Below are 18020 nucleotides of genomic sequence, written 5' to 3' on the forward strand. Positions count from 1 at the left end.
AAATGGCCCAGGAAAACCCCAAAGTACCCGGCAGGAGAATGGAACGGCTGTTCCTGTTGCTTACAGGCATATTGCTGGCCGTTTTATTTGTGAAGCTTTTCAGCGTATTGCAACTTAAATTCACTGATGTTGATAAGCGTCTGAAGGACGGAACCATCGTAAACCTTAACTCGCCCAATACCGCTCAAAACGTAAAGGCGCTGCTTAAAAAAGGGTATTATTTTGACGATCCGAAGGATGTTGATTACATTGAATCGGTAATAGCATCGCGTAAAACAACCGGCGACCTGGTAGATAATACCGGCGAACTTAACAAACGTAAATACTACGTAAATGCCGACGAGGCCTTTGAAAAAGGCGGTGAAACTTTCAAGAAACGCGTACTTACCTCCCGCACACTTTTAGGCTATACCGGCGATGATTCTATCCGCTTTGAACAGGAATTGAAAAATCCTCCTGCTTTGGGCGCCCAAACCGATCTCAACCTTGGCGAATACAGCATTAAAGGTACAATAGCCCACAAAGGCGAACCTGTGCCCGGTGTACTGGTAAAGCTCACCATGATATTACCCCGTGATAGTATTTTCAGCGATGAGGAGACCGGGGCTAAAACCTCTTATTCGGAAAATGCCTCATCATACAAAAAACTGTATGTACTTAACGATCAGAAAAAGAAGGTACTGCAGTCACTAACAGCTTTTGCCCGTACCGATGAGCAAGGGCGGTTTGTATTTGCCAAATTGCCAACCGGCAAAGCATTTTCGGTATTGCCCATGCAGCCGGGTTTTGAGTTTGGCCGCTCGCAGGGCGTTGACGAACTGGACAAAGACGTAACCTTTAAATTTAGCCAGGCACCTCATAGTATCAAGCTGCTCTCTACCCGCGATTTTAACATCCTGAAAAAAGAGGGTGCTTTTATCGTGCGCTACCAGGAAGAGTTTAATATGTGGTACTGGATCATAGCTGGCAGTTTTTTTGCAAGCTTTATCATCGTACACCTGTTACTCAGCGCCCGGTATCCTAATGCTGATCAGATCATTTTACCCCTGATCATGATGCTTACCGGTATCTCATTCCTTACGCTTTTAAGCCTGCAAGACCCACTGCGCGATAGGTTCCTGGCTAAAGATACGCTTGTTTATTTGGGCATCGGCATGGCGGGGATCTGCATCATTCAGCTGTTTAACCTTCGCCGCCTTAACCCCGACTCGGGCTTTTACCGGTTGCTTGTTTTTAAATGGAGCAGGAGCGCCGCCAACGGCTGGCCCTGGGCTATTGTTGCCATGGGCATCCTGTTTTCCACCATCTTGTTTGGTACCGGCCCCGAGGGTAGCGGTGTAAAAGTTAACCTGCTGGGTTTTCAGCCAAGCGAAATTGTAAAATACCTCATTGTTATTTTCCTTGCCGGATTTTTTGCCACCAACGAAAAATTCATCAGTCAATACGCCAGCTGGAGCAAGCGCTGGTCGTTCTTTTCTTTTGCACTTATCGCCACGATAATAACCCTGCTGCTGTTTTTGGTTTTGGGCGATCTGGGGCCGGCCATGGTGATTTGTTTTACGTTCATCATCCTGTTCTCTTTTTCACGGGGCGATTTCCTGTATATGGCGGGCTTTGTGGTGCTATTTGTGCTCACTACCTGGTTTTTTGATAATATATGGCTTAGCGCCGGCATCACATTTTTTTCGCTTGGGAGCGTAGTATTTTTCAGGCGGAGGAGGTTGAGTGAATCGGCCATTATGGCGCTCGTGGTGATCACTGCTTTTTTAACCATCGATAAAATCCCCGGTCTCGATAAAATTATCCCCGGACCGGTGGAGCGTTTGGTTGAGCGTAAGGCCATTTGGCAGGACGCCTGGAATAATGAGGTTTACGGCGGCGACCAGGTAGCTAACGGACTTTGGGCCATGGCCAGTGGAGGGGTAAGCGGACAAGGTGTTGGGCAGGGTTTTGCCAAAACTATCCCCGAAGCACATACCGATATGATATTGCCATCCATTGGTGAAGAGTTTGGCTGGGCTGGCATGGCCGCGGTGTTCATCTTGTTTTTGTTGTACCTGCACCGTTCCATCATCATAGGCAGGCAAACGGGGATGCCCCTGCTGTTTTACCTCAGCGCGGGCATAGGCGTATGTACTTTTGTGCAGTTTTTGCTGATTGCGGGCGGCTCCATCGGGGCATTGCCGTTATCCGGCGTTTCCCTTCCTTTTGAAAGTTACGGCGGCTCATCATTGGTAATAAATCTGCTGGCCGCGGGCTTCCTGCTGTCGGTTTCATCAGTAAGGGGAACCGCTGTGCAAATGGATTATATCACCAAACAGCAGGATAAAAACCTGGTACCTGCATTGGCAGCCGCGCTTGCCGGAGTGGTATTATTGGTGGTGAATGTATCGCGCTACACAACAGATAATAAGCAATGGGTTGTAAAACCTGCTTTGGTTGCCGATAAAAGCGGCCTGCGGATGTTTAGCTATAACCCGCGTATCGCTATATTGATGAACAGGTTGCAAGCAGGTACTATCTATGACCGTAACGGCCTTATCCTGGCTACCAGCAAACCCGAGCTTATCGAAAAACAAAAAAACAAATTAAGCGCTTCGGGTATGCTGCATTATGACCTGGATTCGGCTATGCACAAGCGCCTGGACAGGTTTTATCCGTTTGAAGAACAAATGTTTTTTTGGACGGGCGATCAAAACACCGGGGTATTTAATGGCAGCACCAACGGTTATTTTGCCGAGTATGAACATGCCGCCGAGCTTCGGGGGTTTCATATGCCCATCACCAATTATAATGTGAAGGCATCACGTTACCAGGAAGACAGGTTTTTGCCCCGCGGAATGAAGGAAATGACCGTAGCTAAAAAAGACTACAGCGCTTTGGCCAACCTGCTGGTAAGTGATATCAACGGCCCTGAAGTCGAGGCTTTCAAAAACAAAAACCGCGATGTAAAGCTTACCATGGATGCCGATCTGCAAACCAGTATTCAGCAATCTATCGCTTCCGATACTTCGCTGTATGATAACAGGGTTTCGGTAGTTATCGTGGAATCCAATACCGGCGATGTGCTTACATCGGCACAATACCCGCTGCCTCCTGTGCACAACTGGGACCAGCTGACTATGCCACTGGCCGATCAGAATAAACTGGCTACCTGGTTAACCACTACCGATCTGGGTTTTACCTATGCCAGTCAGCCGGGTTCAACGGCCAAAGTTTTAACGGCGATGTCGGCATTTAATAAATTAGGCATTGCTGCATCTGCAATACAATATCATGTAAGCACCCAGGAGCGGATCCGTACCAAGGGCATCGAACCGGACGAAACCGGGATGATCACCATGGAGCGGGCCATTGCCAAATCAAACAACGTATATTTTATTAAGCTGGCCAACCAGGAACACCTGGAAGAGTACATGGCAACATTGTACCTTAAAACAGGGATGTTTTTGCATGGCGTAGGCGGTTACTATTATAATAAACCGGTATTAAATGCCACCCAGGAAGATAAATGGCGCGCCTTATGGCGTAAAACCGAATTTAATACCAAACCGAGGTACGATCCTAACAATATCCATAAAACAAGGGCTAAAGGTATTTCGGGTATGGCCTGGGGGCAGGGCGAGCTGATTGCTACCCCCGCAGCGGTAGCAAGGCTGGTATCAGGTGTGGCTAATGACGGTATATTACTGCCCAACAGGTACGCGCTAAAAATTGCCGATTCAACAGTGGCTGTAAAAAGCGGCATCAAGCTGGCCGAAGATCCGCGTTATGCTGCTTTGTTAAAACAATATATGATTGAGCAAAGCGCGCCTAAAACGCCTATATTAGGCATCAAGGTAGCAGGTAAAACCGGTACGCCGGAACGTATTGTAAGGAACCAGAGTGTTAATGACGGCTGGTATGTTTTCTTTGCACCAAAAGAAAAAGGCAGCGGCTATATGGTGGTTTGTATCCGGGTAGAATCAACCCGCGGATCGTCAGACGCGGTACACCTGGCCGGCAATCATGTGATCCCTTTCCTGCTGAAAAAAGGTTATATAAAAAGCATGGAAACGGAAACCACTACAGAAGAATAGTGTTTAAGCAGAAAGGAAGAGCAAATGGCATTTAGTTTATTTAAAAGAAGCGGCGAAAAACAACCCTGGGATGTAAAAAGCTTACGTGAAGCTATATTACGTTTCATTAAAGAATCGTTACAAAAGATAGAAGGTGGAGAAGGCGGCCATATTAAAGAGCTGAAGCTTTTTATAGTTGCCGATGCCGAGGACAAGCCTATTTATGAGGGCGCGGTTTATGTACATGATAAAGCGCTTTTCAAAAACGAGGTTCAAAAAATAGCCGACGACTTTGACATCAATTTGCCTTCTGACTGGACGCTGGATGTTGAGTTCACCGATGAGCTCCCGACAGAAGCAAAACGGATCCCTGATCTGGACGCCGCCTTTATCATGAATACCCGCAAGCAGGTTGCACACAATGCAGCTTCCTTTACAGCCTATTTACGCATCCTGAGCGGTGAGGCCGAAAAAGAAGAATACCTGATCAAAGCTACCGACCCCAAACTTTACATCGGCAGGGATAAAAAGTCCGTTACCGAAAATGGCTCGTTCAGGCTAAATCAATTTGTTTTTCCGGGAGAGAGCAGGGACGAAAGTAATAAATACATCAGCAGGCAGCATGCCCATATTGAATGGGACGCCGAAAGCGAGCGCTTCATGATCTTTGCTGATGAAGGCGGTGTGCCTCCGCGCAATAAAACCAAGATCCATATCGCGGCTGATGGTAAGATGATCAAACTCAATTCCACTCAAATTGGCCACCCCCTAAGTGAAGGCGACCAGGTAATATTGGGAGAATCAGCAGTATTTTTGTATACTACGATAGCAAACCGATAGCGCTGGGAAAAGAACGAGCGTTAGGAAGCGAAAGAAAAGTCCCTAACCATACACTCTTGAAATGACTTTTCCATCGCTATATGGTTAAAGGGAACTTATTTCCTGTACTTTAATCGCTTCCAAAATCCCATCCCAAAGTGCAATGCGCGCCTGTAATGCTTCTTTAACAGCAACAGTTGCTTCGGCCCATTTGCTGTCATCATCGCCGCAAAGTTCGGCAGTCATTTGATAGGCCAGTTGGGAATGATGATCGCCGTCAACTTCAATATGGCGCTCGAGGTAGTATAACAATATATCAACCTTACCCGGCAATTGTTGGCTCAGCTCTTTTACTATGCTCACAAACATATCCGGAATCAAATCTTCGCGGCCAAAGGTGAATACTGCAGCTTGCAGATGATCTTTATTGGTATCGATAACATCAAATGTGTGCTGCACAAAATTGCGGGCGGCAACAGGAATATTGGCTATGATCAGCGCTTCATCAATATGCTTACCGAAATTGAGTTCATTAAACAGGTTATTGATGCCTTCGGCGGTGCTGCCCGCTTGCTGCATGGCACGCAGATAAAGTTCGAAATGGCTTGCACGGTTTCCCTGCTCATCGATATCGCTTTCTTCGCCCGCAACAATTTCATTAATAAGATAACGGGTGTTGGCGTTCCCGGTTGGCATCCATGGGGTAACAGTACAGGTAAGCTTTTGCTGCAAAGCTTTTAACAACGACATAAAATCCCAAACAGCAAACACATGATGCTCCATAAAAACAGTAAGCTCATCAAGCGATGTAATATTTTTATAAAGCTCGTGGTTGATAAGCTGATCGCGTAAAGGCTGGATCTCGCTTTTTAACTGTGCAATGCGGTTGCTGTAATTTGCCATGTATCAAAAATTGTATGGGTGGCAAAAATAGCAAACAACGTGATTATTAATGAAGTGATTATTTTTTTTGACTGGGTGGTGATGGGAGGGGATTATTTAATCATAGTTGCTTTAATAAGGGTTAAAAGCACAGCTAACTCGGAACGGATCAGATTACTGCTACAAGCGATATCATTAACTTAAATTTAAGAAATTGAAAGGCTGCCCCAGAGGGGCAAAAGGTTTGTAGAAAAATAATGTAAATTTGATTAGAGCACCAGAGGTGCTCAACTTAACGAACCTGATCACAATGTATGGCAAGTAATAACACTTATTCTCAGTTATATATCCACATCGTTTTCGCCGTAAATATCGTATGGCATTAATTGAAGATACATGGGCTGAGCGGTTAAGAATGTATATAACCTCAATTGTTCAAAACCAGGGGCATAAACTAATTGCTATCAACAATGTGCCTGATCATCTGCATTTACTTATTGGATTAAATCCTAACCAATCTATTTCCGAAATTGTACGATTTATAAAAAGCGACTCGTCCGAATGGGTTAATAAACAAAAATTAGCTAATGGCGGATTTCAGTGGCAGGAAGGATATGGAGCTTTTAGTAATAGCAGGTCACAAATTGATAAAGTGGTAAACTACATAGCAAATCAGCAAGAGCATCATCGAAAAATTACATTTTTAGACGAATACAGGAAAATGCTAAATGATTTCAATATAGAATTTGACGAACAATATATCTTTAAATTGCCTCAATAATTAACTTATTGGCTTTGTTCAGCCCCTCTGGGGCTGTAAAAGGAAGGGCATTTATTTTTTCTACAAGCCTTTTGCCCCTCTGGGGCAGATCGTCATGCTTAATAATTCACTTCCATAAGTTTACCATAAAAACTCGAAGCATCACTCCCTTTCACATAACTCTTTACTTCCCCACCACTATCTTCTCCCCCATTCTCACCACGATATCCGACCCAAGCGCGTAAAAGGCCGAAACCGGCTCTTTTTCCAAAAATGGCTTAAATGCATCACCATAGAGTGCGGCAACATCAGCATCAAAAACATAGTCGCGCACCAAACCTGTTTGCCATGAAATATGCTCAACCTGGTACTCCATTGTCTTTATTTCGCTTAAACCATTGTATCCCCAGTAGTGTTCTAAAATAAACTCTTCCGGGCTGCCGGGCTTAATATCCACCAGGGTGTAGCTTGCCGTAGCGCCAAGCTTGTTCCAGGTCCCGTTAAGTTTCCATTCGTATAAAAACTGGGTATGGTTATCTGTTGTCGCGGTGATAGAGCTCCGCATGGGCAAGGCGCGATAATGTTCCTTATAAAGATTGTTGGCAATGAGCGCAATCATGCTTTTAGGCACTATTTCGCTTATAAAAACAGCGCCGCGGTTCCATTCGGTACCATTAAAGTATCGCACGTAAAACCGCAGGTTAACTTCTTCAAAGTTTACATGCCAGGGCCATTTAATACCCAATACCCGGGTATCCAGAAACATGAAACCACCCATACTTACCAGCGCTTTTCCTTCCCAAAGGTCGAGCACCGTGCCTGCTGGCGTATAAGGTTTTAATATTGCCGCATCAACCTCGTAATTGAGCATTACAAGGTTTTTCCACTGGGCTTTTAAAAATTCGCTTTTAGCCATAAAAAGAAAAATCCCGCCTTTTTTACGAGCGGGATCTACTAAAATGATTAATATTTTTTATAATATTTCATAGCCTCGGGTATGAGGTTCTGGATATCGGCAATACGCGTAGCATCGGCAGGGTGAGTGCTTAAAAATTCAGGCGGTGTCCCACCTTTGTTTTGGGCTGCCATACGTTGCCAAAAGGCAATGGCATTGTGCGGGTCATAACCGGCCATAGCCATAAAGGTTAAACCTAAACGGTCGGCTTCTGATTCTTGTTTACGGGAATAGGCCAACAATTTCAGCTGGCTTCCAACACCATATAATGTACTTATGGCGGTTTGTGTAGCCTGCGACTGCTGGCTTGTCGCCGCTCCTACCAGTTGTCCGCCCCCTTGTACCAACATCTCCTGCGATATCCGTTCGGCCGAGTGGCGGGCAATGGCATGCCCAATTTCATGGCCCATAACTACGGCAAGGTAGGCATCGGTATTGGCTACAGGTAATAATCCGCTGTAAACCGCAACTTTACCGCCAGGCATACACCATGCGTTAACTTCACTGCTCTGGATCAGGTTAAACTCCCAATTAAAGCTATACTGATCGCCATAACCGTTTTCTTTGAGGTATTTTTCAATGGCTACAGCCAGTCTGTTACCAATGGTTTTAACACGTTGCGCGTCGGCACCGCTGGCCACCACTTTGGTTTTGGGGTCGGAAAGCAGTTGCTTATAACTTGCCGCTGCCGACTGGTTCACTTCGGCATCGCCAACAAGGCTTAACTGTTTACGGCCGGTTAAGGGCACAGTTGAACAGGAAAAGACAGCCATGATGGCTATCAGGACTAATAAAGGTTTAAACTTTTTCATGGTGATTAGGCAGCTGTTGTTTTCTTCTTAAAAAAATTAACTTTCGATTCTTTGCCTCTTATTAAGCGTTCAATGTTTTTTTGGTGGGTTACCAGCACAAGCACACAAATACACATGCCATAAATTACTATAGACCGTATAGGTGTCGGAAAAACAAATGTAACGCCTATAGGGTAAGTAAAGGCAGCTGCAATTGAGCTAAGCGACACATATTTTGAGATCAGTAACACCGTTATAAAAACCACTATACATAATAAAGCGGCATGAAAATGTATAGCCAAAATCATTCCAAACAAAGTTGCTACGCCCTTGCCGCCCCGGAAACCTGCAAAAATAGGGAACAGATGGCCCATAACTGCCGCTATGCCTAAGGCCAGTTCATAATTAGTGTATGCGGTTGAATTGATGGCACCTGTAGCAGATGCACCAATGAAATAAGCGAAGTTTGTTGCTGCCCAGCCTTTAAATATATCAAGCAGCATCACTGGGATGCCCGCCTTTTTACCAAGCACACGAAAAGTATTTGTAGCACCTGCATTACCGCTTCCGTACTCGCGTACATCCACATTGTAAAAAGCCATACCAATCCAAACAGCCGTAGGTATTGAGCCGCACAGATAAGCCATTATAAGTGCTGTAACAGAGTAAACGGTTATCATTCTCCTGCAATATTACAAAATTGAAGCGGTAAAAGCGTTTTAATCACAGCGCTTTTACCACTAAACTTTGTTTAACAATGTGTTATTTGATATTTTAATTACCCTATTTTACGGCTTTCAGGCTAAGGTCAAGGCTTTTAACCGAATGAGTAAGCGCCCCGACAGAAATATAATCGACCCCGCAATCGGCATATTCACGTATGTTATCAATGGTGATACCGCCCGAAGCTTCGGTAATATAACGCCCTTGTATTATACCAACAGCCTGCCGCAGGTCATCAAAATTGAAATTATCAAGCAGTATGCGGTTAACCCGGCCGGGTTGTAAAACCTGCTCCAGTTCATCAAGGTTACGCACCTCAATTTCAATGGCAAGTTTTTTTCCACTATCGGTTAAATATTGATTAGCACTTTCAATAGCTTGTCTTATCCCGCCGGCATAGTCTACATGGTTATCCTTAATCAGGATCATATCGTACAAACCAAACCTGTGGTTTACACCTCCCCCAATGCGCACCGCCCATTTTTCGAGATAACGAAGCCCCGGCGTAGTTTTACGGGTATCTAAAACTTTAGTATTAGTCCCTTTTAGCAAATCAACTATCTGCCTGGTTTTTGTAGCAATTCCCGACATACGCTGCATACAATTTAGTACCAAACGCTCGGCGGTCAAAATGCTGCGCGAATTGCCCTCAACCTCAAAAGCTATGTCGTTATATTTAACCGGGGCTCCGTCCTGCAAAAACACGTTAAGTTTAAGGTTTGGATCAACCACATGAAATATTTCGGCAGCCAGCTCTACACCGGCCAGTATTCCTTCGTCCTTAACTAAAAGTTTTGCTTTGCCGGTAGCGTCGGCCGGGATGGTTGAAAGCGAGGTATGATCGCCATCGCCCACATCCTCACTTAAAGCATTATTTATAAACTGGTGTATGAGTTCTTTATCCAATTGTGTACTTTTTGAGTGTCAAAAGTAACAACAATTTTTAAATGGAGGGGATTGATTACGGTAAAGATAATGGTTCATTGTTCATGGTTCATGGCAAATCTCTGACTATGAAAACGGTTCAGCTCCAAACAGGTGCTATGAACCATTAACCATGATCCATGAACTAAGTCATTTCACCTTTTCGTCTTCAATTTTTAATTCGACAACATTAGTGCCTTTGCCTGCATCCTTGAGCGTGATGGCGACCCGAAATTCGCCCTTATCTGTATTCAAAATATAAACACCGAAATGATAATTACCCCCCGAATTTATTTTATGTAACAGCTTAATACCTTTAGGCTTATTCCTTGCGAAGAACTTATCCAGTATAACTGTAGCCTGGTTTTGCGAGTAAACATTCTCGTCTTCCATAATGGCGATCTCCACATTATTGGCAAATAGTTTGGAAAGCTCTTTGGTATTACCTGTTTTTAAAAGATTGGCTACGTTATCTATAGCATCTGCCGATGAGACATATGGGAGCAGCAGTAAAAAAATAAACGACGGCAGGTATATTAATTTCATACAATGATAACGTACTAATGGGTGCTAAAGTTACAAAGAGCGGTTAAGTGTTTACTCGTTTTTCAATAAACTAAAAAGCTGTGTTCATTAAAACTGTATAATAAACACTAACAGTATAATTTAAGTTTTATTTCAGGCTGCTAACCTAAATTAAAAAATTATATATAAAGTACCCAGTTGCCTTTATATTTGCATTGTGGAAAACAAAAAGAAACTCGCACTAATAATACTTGATGGCTGGGGTTATGGCCGCAACGATCAATCAAACGCTATACTGGCTGCCAATACTCCTTTTGTTGATGGCCTGCTTAAGCAATATCCAAATTCAAAACTTGAAGCCTCAGGAACAGCAGTAGGCTTACCTGCCGGGCAAATGGGCAATTCGGAAGTTGGTCACATGAACCTTGGTGCAGGCCGCGTGGTTTACCAGGAACTTGGCCGCATTCACAAGGCAGTTGATGACAATGAGCTGCCAACTATCCCTGTATTGAAAGATGCGTTTGAATACGCGAAACAAAACAATAAAGACGTACACTTTATCGGTTTAGTATCTGACGGTGGTGTACATTCGCACATTCGCCATGTGAAAGGCCTTTGCGATGCCGCTAAACAACTGGATGTTAACAATGTATACATCCATGCCTTTTTAGATGGCCGCGATACCGACCCTAAATCGGGCTTGGGCTTTGTTACCGAACTTGAAGAGCATATTGCAGGTACCGGCGCTAAGATAGCTTCGGCCATCGGCCGTTACTATGCTATGGACCGTGATAACCGCTGGGAACGTGTTAAACTGGCTTATGACCTGATGGTTAATGGTATAGGCACTCCAACTCAAAACGTTACCGACCTCATCAAACATTCCTACCTTGAAGGTGTTACCGACGAATTTGTAAAACCGATAGTTGCTGTTGATAGCGAAGGAAAACCTTTAGCCGTTATTAAAGATGGCGACGTGGTGATCTGCTTTAACTTCCGGACCGACAGGGGCCGCGAGATCAGTATCGCGTTAACTCAAAAGTCGTTCCCCGAATACAACATGCACCCGCTGGCTATCCGTTACATCACTATGACACCATATGATGAAACGTTTAAGAATGTCCAGGTTGTTTTCAATAAAGAAGATCTGACCAAAACTTTGGGCGAGATCCTGCAAAATGCAGGTAAATCACAAATCAGGATTGCCGAAACCGAAAAATACCCGCACGTAACCTTCTTCTTTTCGGGCGGCAGGGAAAAAGAGTTTGCCAACGAAAAAAGGTTATTAGTACCATCACCAAAGGTTGCCACCTACGATTTGCAGCCCGAGATGAGTGCTGCCGGTATCCGTGATGCCATTATCCCGGAACTGGAAACCGGCTGGCCTGATTTTGTTTGCCTTAACTTTGCCAATACCGATATGGTTGGCCATACCGGTGTTTTTAGCGCCGTAGTTAAAGCAGCCGAAACTGCCGACAGCTGCGCCAAAGCTGTTGTTGAAGCAGGTTTGGCCAATGGCTATTCGTTCATTATCCTGGCCGACCATGGCAATGCCGACTACATGATCAACGAAGATGGGTCGCCCAATACGGCACATACCACCAACCTGGTACCATGTATTGTGATTGACAAGGATGTTAAAGAGGTAAAAGACGGAAAACTGGGCGATGTGGCGCCAACCATATTAAGTATATTAGGTGTTGCCATCCCTCCCGAAATGACTGGTAATGTATTGGTGTAATCCAAAAAACATAAGCAAAGCCGCCCTGATGGGCGGCTTTTTATTGTTAATAGCAAATTTATATTCCTGCCGGCCCGATAACAGGCAAAGCGGTGCCAAACTGGTTTACTTTGACCTGAAAGAGTTTTTCAGGGCCGATTCGGCACGGCTTACCAGGTTAAACCCCGCGGTAAACAAAACGGTTACCCACAATGGCGTTACCGAAACCAAAGTAGTACACATTGGCAACTGGAACCAGGAGCTTAATTTGTTTATCCAGTCGGACATTAACCGCCCGGCCTGGAAAAACAGTTATACAGTTAGTACAAGCGATAGCGCTATTATTTATAAGGCCCGTACCCCCGAGCTTAAAACCCGCCGCATCATCATCAAAAAAGCCGGCGATAAAGTGGCGTGGATCCTAATCTATAACCACACCAAAAACCTGCTGTACGAAACCAACGAAAAATTGAGTTATTTTCCCGATTCGCTTTACCTGATCCAAAAAACACAACATGTGAAATTGATGGGTCGGAACGATTACAAAGTGCAGGGAACCCTGCCTAAAAGGTAAAAGAGAAAGTTTAACCGGATTTTAGTGCTGCTTCACTAAAGTATTAACCCCTGTAGTAGCCTGGATGAGTTTCTCTTTTGACTGATCGATCAGTGCGGAAATGTCCATGCGGCCCGGGTTATCTGCCAGTACTTTTTCCAGATCGGCAACTGAAGCCTTTAACGAGTTTATTCCCCTTGCTTTGTCATAAAAACGAGATGTCGCCTGCAATTTAAACATACCGTAGTCGCGGTAAGCTATGCCCCTGTTTTGGTAGTATTTGTTATCCCTGAGATCGCTGTTAATAGAAATGGCCTTTGTAAGATCCACAATAGCGCCTAACAGGTACAATTCCTTATCCGCCGCTGAAGCCTGGCTATCTCTCCCCAGGTAGCTTTTTGCCCTTGCCCTGTAATAATAAGCTGTTGCATCGGCCGGCTTTACGGCAATTACCTTGGTATATGCCAGTATCGATTTTTTGTAGTTATCGCTGTGGTAGTATGAGTAGCCCAGCATCCACATAGCGTTTGCATTTGTTGAATCAGTTATGCACGCCTTTTCCAGGTGTGACACCGCCGAACGGAAATCGCCATCCATAAGCGCCTGCTGGCCGAGCCGCACATAAGCGTTTTGCGCTATAGCCGACTCGAGCGAAGACATGATCAGAAGGGGCAGGATAACTGATAACTTCATTAAACGGATTACTGGTAAAACAAAAATGGTATAATATTAACTATTAATACCCTAAATTATTATGCCATATTGTGGTTTTGTGTAAAAATTTTTACACCTACAAATAAATTAAGCACAGCGATACTATGACTTTTTTTCATCTTTACCAATAAAATCTTATTTATTTACAATTCGTTTTACAAATTTGTAACAAACATATACCCAGTACGTTAAATCACCAGATTAATTGTTGTTATTTATTATCGTAACTTGGCACAGCTCTTGAACCATTGTTATGTGCGATTGATAATCGCAATTTAACCTGTAATTGAAGTGGATACTATCTTACAGGCTGACAACATGACGTTTTATTCTACAAAATATAATAATGAATTTCGATCCGTTTGATTTTAAAAATGCTTTACCGGTTATAAACGAGGATTCAGAATTTTTCCCGCTAATGTCATCGGAAGATGAGGAGGAGATGAATAATGAGGAACTGCCCGATGTAATGCCTATTTTACCCTTGCGCAATACTGTACTTTTCCCGGGTGTTGTGATCCCAATTACAGTTGGCAGGGATAAATCAATAAAACTAATCCGCGATGCCAATAAAGGCAGCCGCATGATTGGGGTGGTTTCGCAACAGGATGTGGGGATTGAAGACCCTACTTTTAACCAGCTTAACAAAGTTGGCACTATAGCACTCATTATAAAAATGCTGCAAATGCCTGATGGTAACACCACCGTTATCATCCAGGGCAAAAAACGTTTTTATTTAAAAGAAGAAGTACAGAGCGAACCCTATATAAAAGCCACAGTTGAACCCTTTCATGAGATAAAAATCAAGGAAGATAAAGAGTTTAAAGCTATGGTATCATCCATTAAGGATATGGCCATGAATATTATCCAGCTTTCGCCAAACATCCCGAGTGAAGCGGGGATCGCAATCCGCAATATCGAAAGTACATCGTTCCTGATCAACTTCATATCATCAAATATGAACGCTGATATGACCGCTAAACAACACCTGCTTGAAATTGCCAACCTGCGCGAACGTGCCAACCTTGTGCTTGAGCATTTAACGCTCGACCTGCAAATGCTGGAATTAAAAAACCAGATCCAGACCAAAGTACGTGTCGATTTGGATAAACAGCAAAGGGATTATTTCCTTAACCAGCAGCTAAAAACTATACAGGAAGAGCTGGGCGGCAATACGCCCGACCTGGAAATTGAGAGCCTGCGCCAGCGTGGCATCAAAAAGAAATGGGCAAAAGAAGTTAAAGATCATTTTAACAAAGAGCTTGAAAAACTGAGCCGTACCAATCCCGCAGCCGCCGATTACTCGGTTCAGATCAATTACCTTGAACTGTTGCTTGATTTACCTTGGAACGAGTTTACCAAAGATAACTTTGACCTTAAGCGGGCGCAAAGGATCCTTGATAAAGATCACTTTGGTTTAGATAAGGTAAAACAACGTATTATCGAATACCTGGCCGTATTGAAATTAAAGCACGACATGAAAGCTCCGATACTTTGTTTGGTTGGCCCTCCGGGGGTTGGTAAAACATCGTTAGGTAAATCAATAGCCAAAGCTTTGGGCCGTAAATATGTGCGCATGGCATTAGGCGGAATCCGCGATGAAGCGGAGATCCGGGGTCACCGTAAAACATATATTGGTGCTATGCCGGGTCGCATTATCCAGTCGATAAAAAAGGCGGGCGCATCAAACCCGGTATTTATTTTGGATGAGATAGATAAAGTAGGCAACGATTTCAGGGGCGATCCTTCATCTGCCCTGCTTGAGGTACTTGACCCCGAGCAAAACGGCACTTTTTCTGATCATTATGTTGAAATGGACTACGACCTTTCAAACGTAATGTTTATTGCTACCGCCAACTCGCTGAGCACGATCCAGCCTGCTTTGTTAGACAGGATGGAGATCATTGAAGTGAACGGCTATACCATTGAAGAAAAAATTGAGATAGCCAAGCAACACCTGGTGCCTAAACAGCGCGAAGCACATGGCTTAAAAATAAAAGATGTAAGCCTTAAAGCAGATGTTATCGAAAAGGTGATAGTTGATTACACCCGCGAATCGGGGGTACGTTCACTGGAGAAAAAGATTGGATCGGTTGTGCGCGGCGTGGCTAAGAACATAGCTATGGAAGAGCCTTACAACAGTGTTGTAAGTAAAAAAGATATCGAAAAGATACTGGGCGCACCTATTTTTGATAAAGACCTTTATGAAGGCAATGACGTTGCAGGCGTTGTAACAGGCCTGGCCTGGACTTCTGTAGGCGGCGACATCCTGTTTATTGAAGCCAGTTTAAGCCCCGGAAAAGGCCGCTTAACACTTACAGGCAGCCTTGGCGATGTAATGAAAGAATCGGTAACTATTGCCCTCGCTTACCTGCGCGCTCATGCTGCCGATTTTGACATCAACCCTAAACTGTTTGATCAGTGGGATGTGCATGTACACGTACCGGCAGGCGCTACCCCTAAAGATGGCCCGTCGGCGGGTGTTACCATGCTTACAGCACTGGTTTCGGCATTTACGCAGCGTAAAGTAAAGCCTAATTTGGCCATGACGGGCGAAATCACCCTCCGCGGTCGGGTTTTGCCTGTAGGCGGTATCAAAGAAAAGATCCTGGCTGCAAAACGTGCCAACATAAAAGAGATCATCCTATGCAAATCAAACCAAAAAGACATTCTGGAAATTAAGGAAGATTACATCAAAGACCTTAGCTTTCATTACGTTACCGATATGAGAGATGTGATAACCCTAGCCCTGCTTAACGAAAAGGTTAAAAATCCAATAAATCTTACTGTTAAAGAAGACGAAAAAACAGCCATTAATTAAAGCGGGGCTATTTCCCGGCATAAAACAAAAAAGTTTTACAGTTACACGCTGTAAAACTTTTTTGTTTTAGAAGTTCTTCATGACAAGGTATCGAAACATAACGCCCAACTTAAAATAGAATCCCCGGCTTGAAGTTTAATTTTCATTGGTAATCTCAACCCCATCCCTTATTGCCGCTTCAAGTATATCAATGTTTATATCGTTCAAATTATTGAACTTAATACAATACCCTGTCACGCTCGCTTTGCCTATTTCTTTTCCATATGTTTGGGGTAAATATTTTTTATCCTTAATACCAAGTATGTAGATAGAAATCCCCGTAGTATTGGCGCTCATACCAACCTGAAAAAACTCGCGGGTTGTTCCGTTAGCATATTTTATGGTGTAAGATCCATATCCCACGTTAGGGTTGCTAACAATCCGGCCTTCAGCGTTTCTGCCATCCTCAAACCATAGCTTACATCCCGGTAATATTTGAAGTATATGTTTATGTAAAATTTGCATATCACCACGTTTGGGTTCGGGTTGGCTGGCAATATACTCTTCGGTTTGCTGCTGCACGTTCATATAAATATGGTATTATGGGTTGTTTGATTTGCCTTTTAAATTTCGTTTTATTTTTAGTAAAACCCTAATTCATTTCTTTCTCATCAACCAAATTTCAAACTGTAACATTCCCTAAATTTATAACTGCTTTATTTGCATCGGGTTTTTTATATATTAGCGCACATATATACTATTATACTATATAAACCCCAATGCCTAATAAACTATTTTTAACACTGGTATGCCTGTTAAGCGCTACCTGTTTATTTGCACAAACCCGCGGTCATGAATTTGGTATCCAAACTGACAATGATTCATTCCTTGGTCAGGGATCTGACAGGTATTACACCAATGGCATTTTCTTTTATTACCGAAAAGCGCTTACAGTTAAACCAACCGAAAACGATCTTCAAAACAAAGTTTTAGGATTTGAGTTAGGGCAAAAAATGTTCAACCCCCAATCGGGCTATGTTCGCGGTCCCTTTGATATTGACAGGCCGTTTGCTGCATATACTTATATAGGTTCAACACTTAACTTACTGTACAAAAACGAAAGTAACCTGAAGCTTGGTGCCCAGATAGGCCTGGTAGGCCCGGCTGCGGGCGGCGAACCTGTTCAGAAGCTTATTCACAATACTTTCGGTTTTTACAAACTTAACGGCTGGCAATACCAGATCAAAAATGATGTAGAGCTCAATCTTTCGGCCGAGTATAATAAGCTGCTGGCCCGTACCTCATGGGTCGACCTGAGCTTTAGCTCATATGCCAACCTGGGTAACGGATTTACCGGTGCTGGTGCAGGGGGTATGGTACGCCTGGGAAATTTCAACCAGCTGTTCAATTCCATCAGTACCCAAAGTACGGTATCAACCAGCGGTGAGGAAAAATTACTGCACAAGCACGAGATCTTTTTCTACTACAAGCCTTTAGCCAATTTGGTTGGTTATGATGCAACCATACAAGGCAGCCTGTTCCGCAAACATGACGACCCAAACAGCCTGGAAGTTGTTTCAGAAAAGAAACCGTTTATATTTAGCCAGCAGGTAGGTGTAGCTTTTACAACCAGCCGTTTCGCTTTTGATATAGCTGCTATATTCCATACCAAAGACACTAAGGAAATGTTCCGCTCGCATCAATGGGGATCAATTACCGGGTTTTACAGGTTTAAATAAAGAGATTAGAGGTTGGAGGTTAGTGATTAGAAGAACCGCTACCTGAACCATCATGTC

At 43.8% G+C, this 18020-nt stretch carries 15 protein-coding genes; 7 read left to right on the top strand and 8 right to left on the bottom strand.

The window, feature by feature from the left end; all coding sequences use genetic code 11:
* Positions 1 to 2 precede the first annotated feature (2 nt).
* Positions 3 to 4079, top strand: a complete 4077-nt coding sequence (locus BLP33_RS18565; RefSeq protein WP_090531843.1) for an FtsW/RodA/SpoVE family cell cycle protein — start codon at positions 3 to 5, stop codon at positions 4077 to 4079.
* A 24-nt stretch (positions 4080 to 4103) separates the two neighbouring features.
* Positions 4104 to 4898, top strand: a complete 795-nt coding sequence (locus BLP33_RS18570; RefSeq protein ID WP_090531846.1) for an FHA domain-containing protein — start codon at positions 4104 to 4106, stop codon at positions 4896 to 4898.
* Between the two features lie 84 nt (positions 4899 to 4982).
* Here BLP33_RS18570 and BLP33_RS18575 read toward each other — a convergent pair whose 3' ends face one another.
* On the bottom strand, positions 4983 to 5780 hold the full coding sequence (locus BLP33_RS18575; RefSeq protein WP_090531848.1) for a DUF3050 domain-containing protein: 798 nt from the start codon (positions 5778 to 5780) through the stop codon (positions 4983 to 4985).
* A 355-nt stretch (positions 5781 to 6135) separates the two neighbouring features.
* On the opposite strand from BLP33_RS18575, the gene tnpA reads away from it, so the two are divergent.
* Positions 6136 to 6540 carry an IS200/IS605 family transposase gene (gene tnpA / locus BLP33_RS18580; RefSeq protein WP_254780196.1) on the top strand — a complete coding sequence of 135 codons (405 nt, stop codon included), beginning with the start codon at positions 6136 to 6138 and terminating at the stop codon, positions 6538 to 6540.
* A 163-nt stretch (positions 6541 to 6703) separates the two neighbouring features.
* Here tnpA and BLP33_RS18585 read toward each other — a convergent pair whose 3' ends face one another.
* The 5 genes from BLP33_RS18585 to BLP33_RS18605 form a co-directional block, all read right to left on the bottom strand.
* Positions 6704 to 7435, bottom strand: a complete 732-nt coding sequence (locus tag BLP33_RS18585; protein WP_090531851.1) for a YqjF family protein — start codon at positions 7433 to 7435, stop codon at positions 6704 to 6706.
* Positions 7436 to 7482: 47 nt separating this feature from the next.
* Complete coding sequence (locus BLP33_RS18590; RefSeq protein ID WP_090531853.1) at positions 7483 to 8286, bottom strand: M48 family metallopeptidase; 804 nt, start codon at positions 8284 to 8286, stop codon at positions 7483 to 7485.
* 5 nt (positions 8287 to 8291) lie between these two features.
* The gene (plsY, locus tag BLP33_RS18595) at positions 8292 to 8945 is read right to left on the bottom strand and encodes a glycerol-3-phosphate 1-O-acyltransferase PlsY (RefSeq protein WP_090531854.1); all 654 of its coding nucleotides are present in this window, start codon (positions 8943 to 8945) and stop codon (positions 8292 to 8294) included.
* A 103-nt stretch (positions 8946 to 9048) separates the two neighbouring features.
* Positions 9049 to 9894 (bottom strand): carboxylating nicotinate-nucleotide diphosphorylase, encoded by an 846-nt coding sequence (gene nadC / locus BLP33_RS18600; RefSeq protein WP_090531855.1) that lies wholly within the window; start codon positions 9892 to 9894, stop codon positions 9049 to 9051.
* A gap of 168 nt (positions 9895 to 10062) precedes the next feature.
* A complete protein-coding gene (locus tag BLP33_RS18605; protein ID WP_090531857.1) occupies positions 10063 to 10458 on the bottom strand; it encodes a DUF4783 domain-containing protein in 396 nt (131 codons plus the stop codon).
* Positions 10459 to 10654: 196 nt separating this feature from the next.
* Here BLP33_RS18605 and gpmI point away from each other — a divergent pair, with 196 nt between their 5' ends.
* Both gpmI and BLP33_RS18615 read left to right on the top strand, forming a co-directional pair.
* Positions 10655 to 12178 (top strand): 2,3-bisphosphoglycerate-independent phosphoglycerate mutase, encoded by a 1524-nt coding sequence (gpmI, locus tag BLP33_RS18610; RefSeq protein ID WP_090531863.1) that lies wholly within the window; start codon positions 10655 to 10657, stop codon positions 12176 to 12178.
* Positions 12165 to 12731 carry a hypothetical protein gene (locus BLP33_RS18615; RefSeq protein WP_090531865.1) on the top strand — a complete coding sequence of 189 codons (567 nt, stop codon included), beginning with the start codon at positions 12165 to 12167 and terminating at the stop codon, positions 12729 to 12731. The genes gpmI and BLP33_RS18615 overlap by 14 nt, the downstream gene beginning before the upstream one ends.
* Positions 12732 to 12752: 21 nt before the next feature.
* Here the strand turns inward: BLP33_RS18615 and BLP33_RS18620 are convergent, their stop codons facing one another.
* Positions 12753 to 13403 carry a tetratricopeptide repeat protein gene (locus tag BLP33_RS18620; protein WP_090531867.1) on the bottom strand — a complete coding sequence of 217 codons (651 nt, stop codon included), beginning with the start codon at positions 13401 to 13403 and terminating at the stop codon, positions 12753 to 12755.
* A gap of 367 nt (positions 13404 to 13770) precedes the next feature.
* On the opposite strand from BLP33_RS18620, the gene lon reads away from it, so the two are divergent.
* On the top strand, positions 13771 to 16245 hold the full coding sequence (gene lon / locus BLP33_RS18625) for an endopeptidase La (RefSeq protein ID WP_090531869.1): 2475 nt from the start codon (positions 13771 to 13773) through the stop codon (positions 16243 to 16245).
* A gap of 135 nt (positions 16246 to 16380) precedes the next feature.
* On the opposite strand, the gene BLP33_RS18630 is transcribed toward lon, so the two are convergent.
* Positions 16381 to 16812: a DUF1801 domain-containing protein gene (locus tag BLP33_RS18630; RefSeq protein ID WP_090531871.1), complete on the bottom strand. Its 432-nt coding sequence runs from the start codon at positions 16810 to 16812 to the stop codon at positions 16381 to 16383.
* A 191-nt stretch (positions 16813 to 17003) separates the two neighbouring features.
* On the opposite strand from BLP33_RS18630, the gene BLP33_RS18635 reads away from it, so the two are divergent.
* Positions 17004 to 17963, top strand: coding sequence for a lipid A deacylase LpxR family protein (locus BLP33_RS18635; protein WP_090531873.1), 960 nt, complete (start codon positions 17004 to 17006; stop codon positions 17961 to 17963).
* The last annotated feature ends 57 nt before the right edge of the window (positions 17964 to 18020 follow it).

The organism is Mucilaginibacter sp. NFR10 (assembly GCF_900100445.1).
Lineage (GTDB): Bacteria > Bacteroidota > Bacteroidia > Sphingobacteriales > Sphingobacteriaceae > Mucilaginibacter > Mucilaginibacter rubeus.

What these genes read in the sequence shown, in the direction of transcription:
- plsY (WP_090531854.1), bottom strand. Translation starts at nt 8,945, where the DNA reads ATGATAACCGTTTACTCTGTTACAGCACTTATAATGGCTTATCTGTGC.
- BLP33_RS18635 (WP_090531873.1), top strand. Translation starts at nt 17,004, where the DNA reads ATGCCTAATAAACTATTTTTAACACTGGTATGCCTGTTAAGCGCTACC.
- BLP33_RS18575 (WP_090531848.1), bottom strand. Translation starts at nt 5,780, where the DNA reads ATGGCAAATTACAGCAACCGCATTGCACAGTTAAAAAGCGAGATCCAG.
- BLP33_RS18605 (WP_090531857.1), bottom strand. Translation starts at nt 10,458, where the DNA reads ATGAAATTAATATACCTGCCGTCGTTTATTTTTTTACTGCTGCTCCCA.
- tnpA (WP_254780196.1), top strand. Translation starts at nt 6,136, where the DNA reads ATGGCATTAATTGAAGATACATGGGCTGAGCGGTTAAGAATGTATATA.
- BLP33_RS18570 (WP_090531846.1), top strand. Translation starts at nt 4,104, where the DNA reads ATGGCATTTAGTTTATTTAAAAGAAGCGGCGAAAAACAACCCTGGGAT.
- BLP33_RS18565 (WP_090531843.1), top strand. Translation starts at nt 3, where the DNA reads ATGGCCCAGGAAAACCCCAAAGTACCCGGCAGGAGAATGGAACGGCTG.
- BLP33_RS18585 (WP_090531851.1), bottom strand. Translation starts at nt 7,435, where the DNA reads ATGGCTAAAAGCGAATTTTTAAAAGCCCAGTGGAAAAACCTTGTAATG.
- BLP33_RS18620 (WP_090531867.1), bottom strand. Translation starts at nt 13,403, where the DNA reads ATGAAGTTATCAGTTATCCTGCCCCTTCTGATCATGTCTTCGCTCGAG.
- BLP33_RS18590 (WP_090531853.1), bottom strand. Translation starts at nt 8,286, where the DNA reads ATGAAAAAGTTTAAACCTTTATTAGTCCTGATAGCCATCATGGCTGTC.
- lon (WP_090531869.1), top strand. Translation starts at nt 13,771, where the DNA reads ATGAATTTCGATCCGTTTGATTTTAAAAATGCTTTACCGGTTATAAAC.
- BLP33_RS18615 (WP_090531865.1), top strand. Translation starts at nt 12,165, where the DNA reads ATGTATTGGTGTAATCCAAAAAACATAAGCAAAGCCGCCCTGATGGGC.
- BLP33_RS18630 (WP_090531871.1), bottom strand. Translation starts at nt 16,812, where the DNA reads ATGAACGTGCAGCAGCAAACCGAAGAGTATATTGCCAGCCAACCCGAA.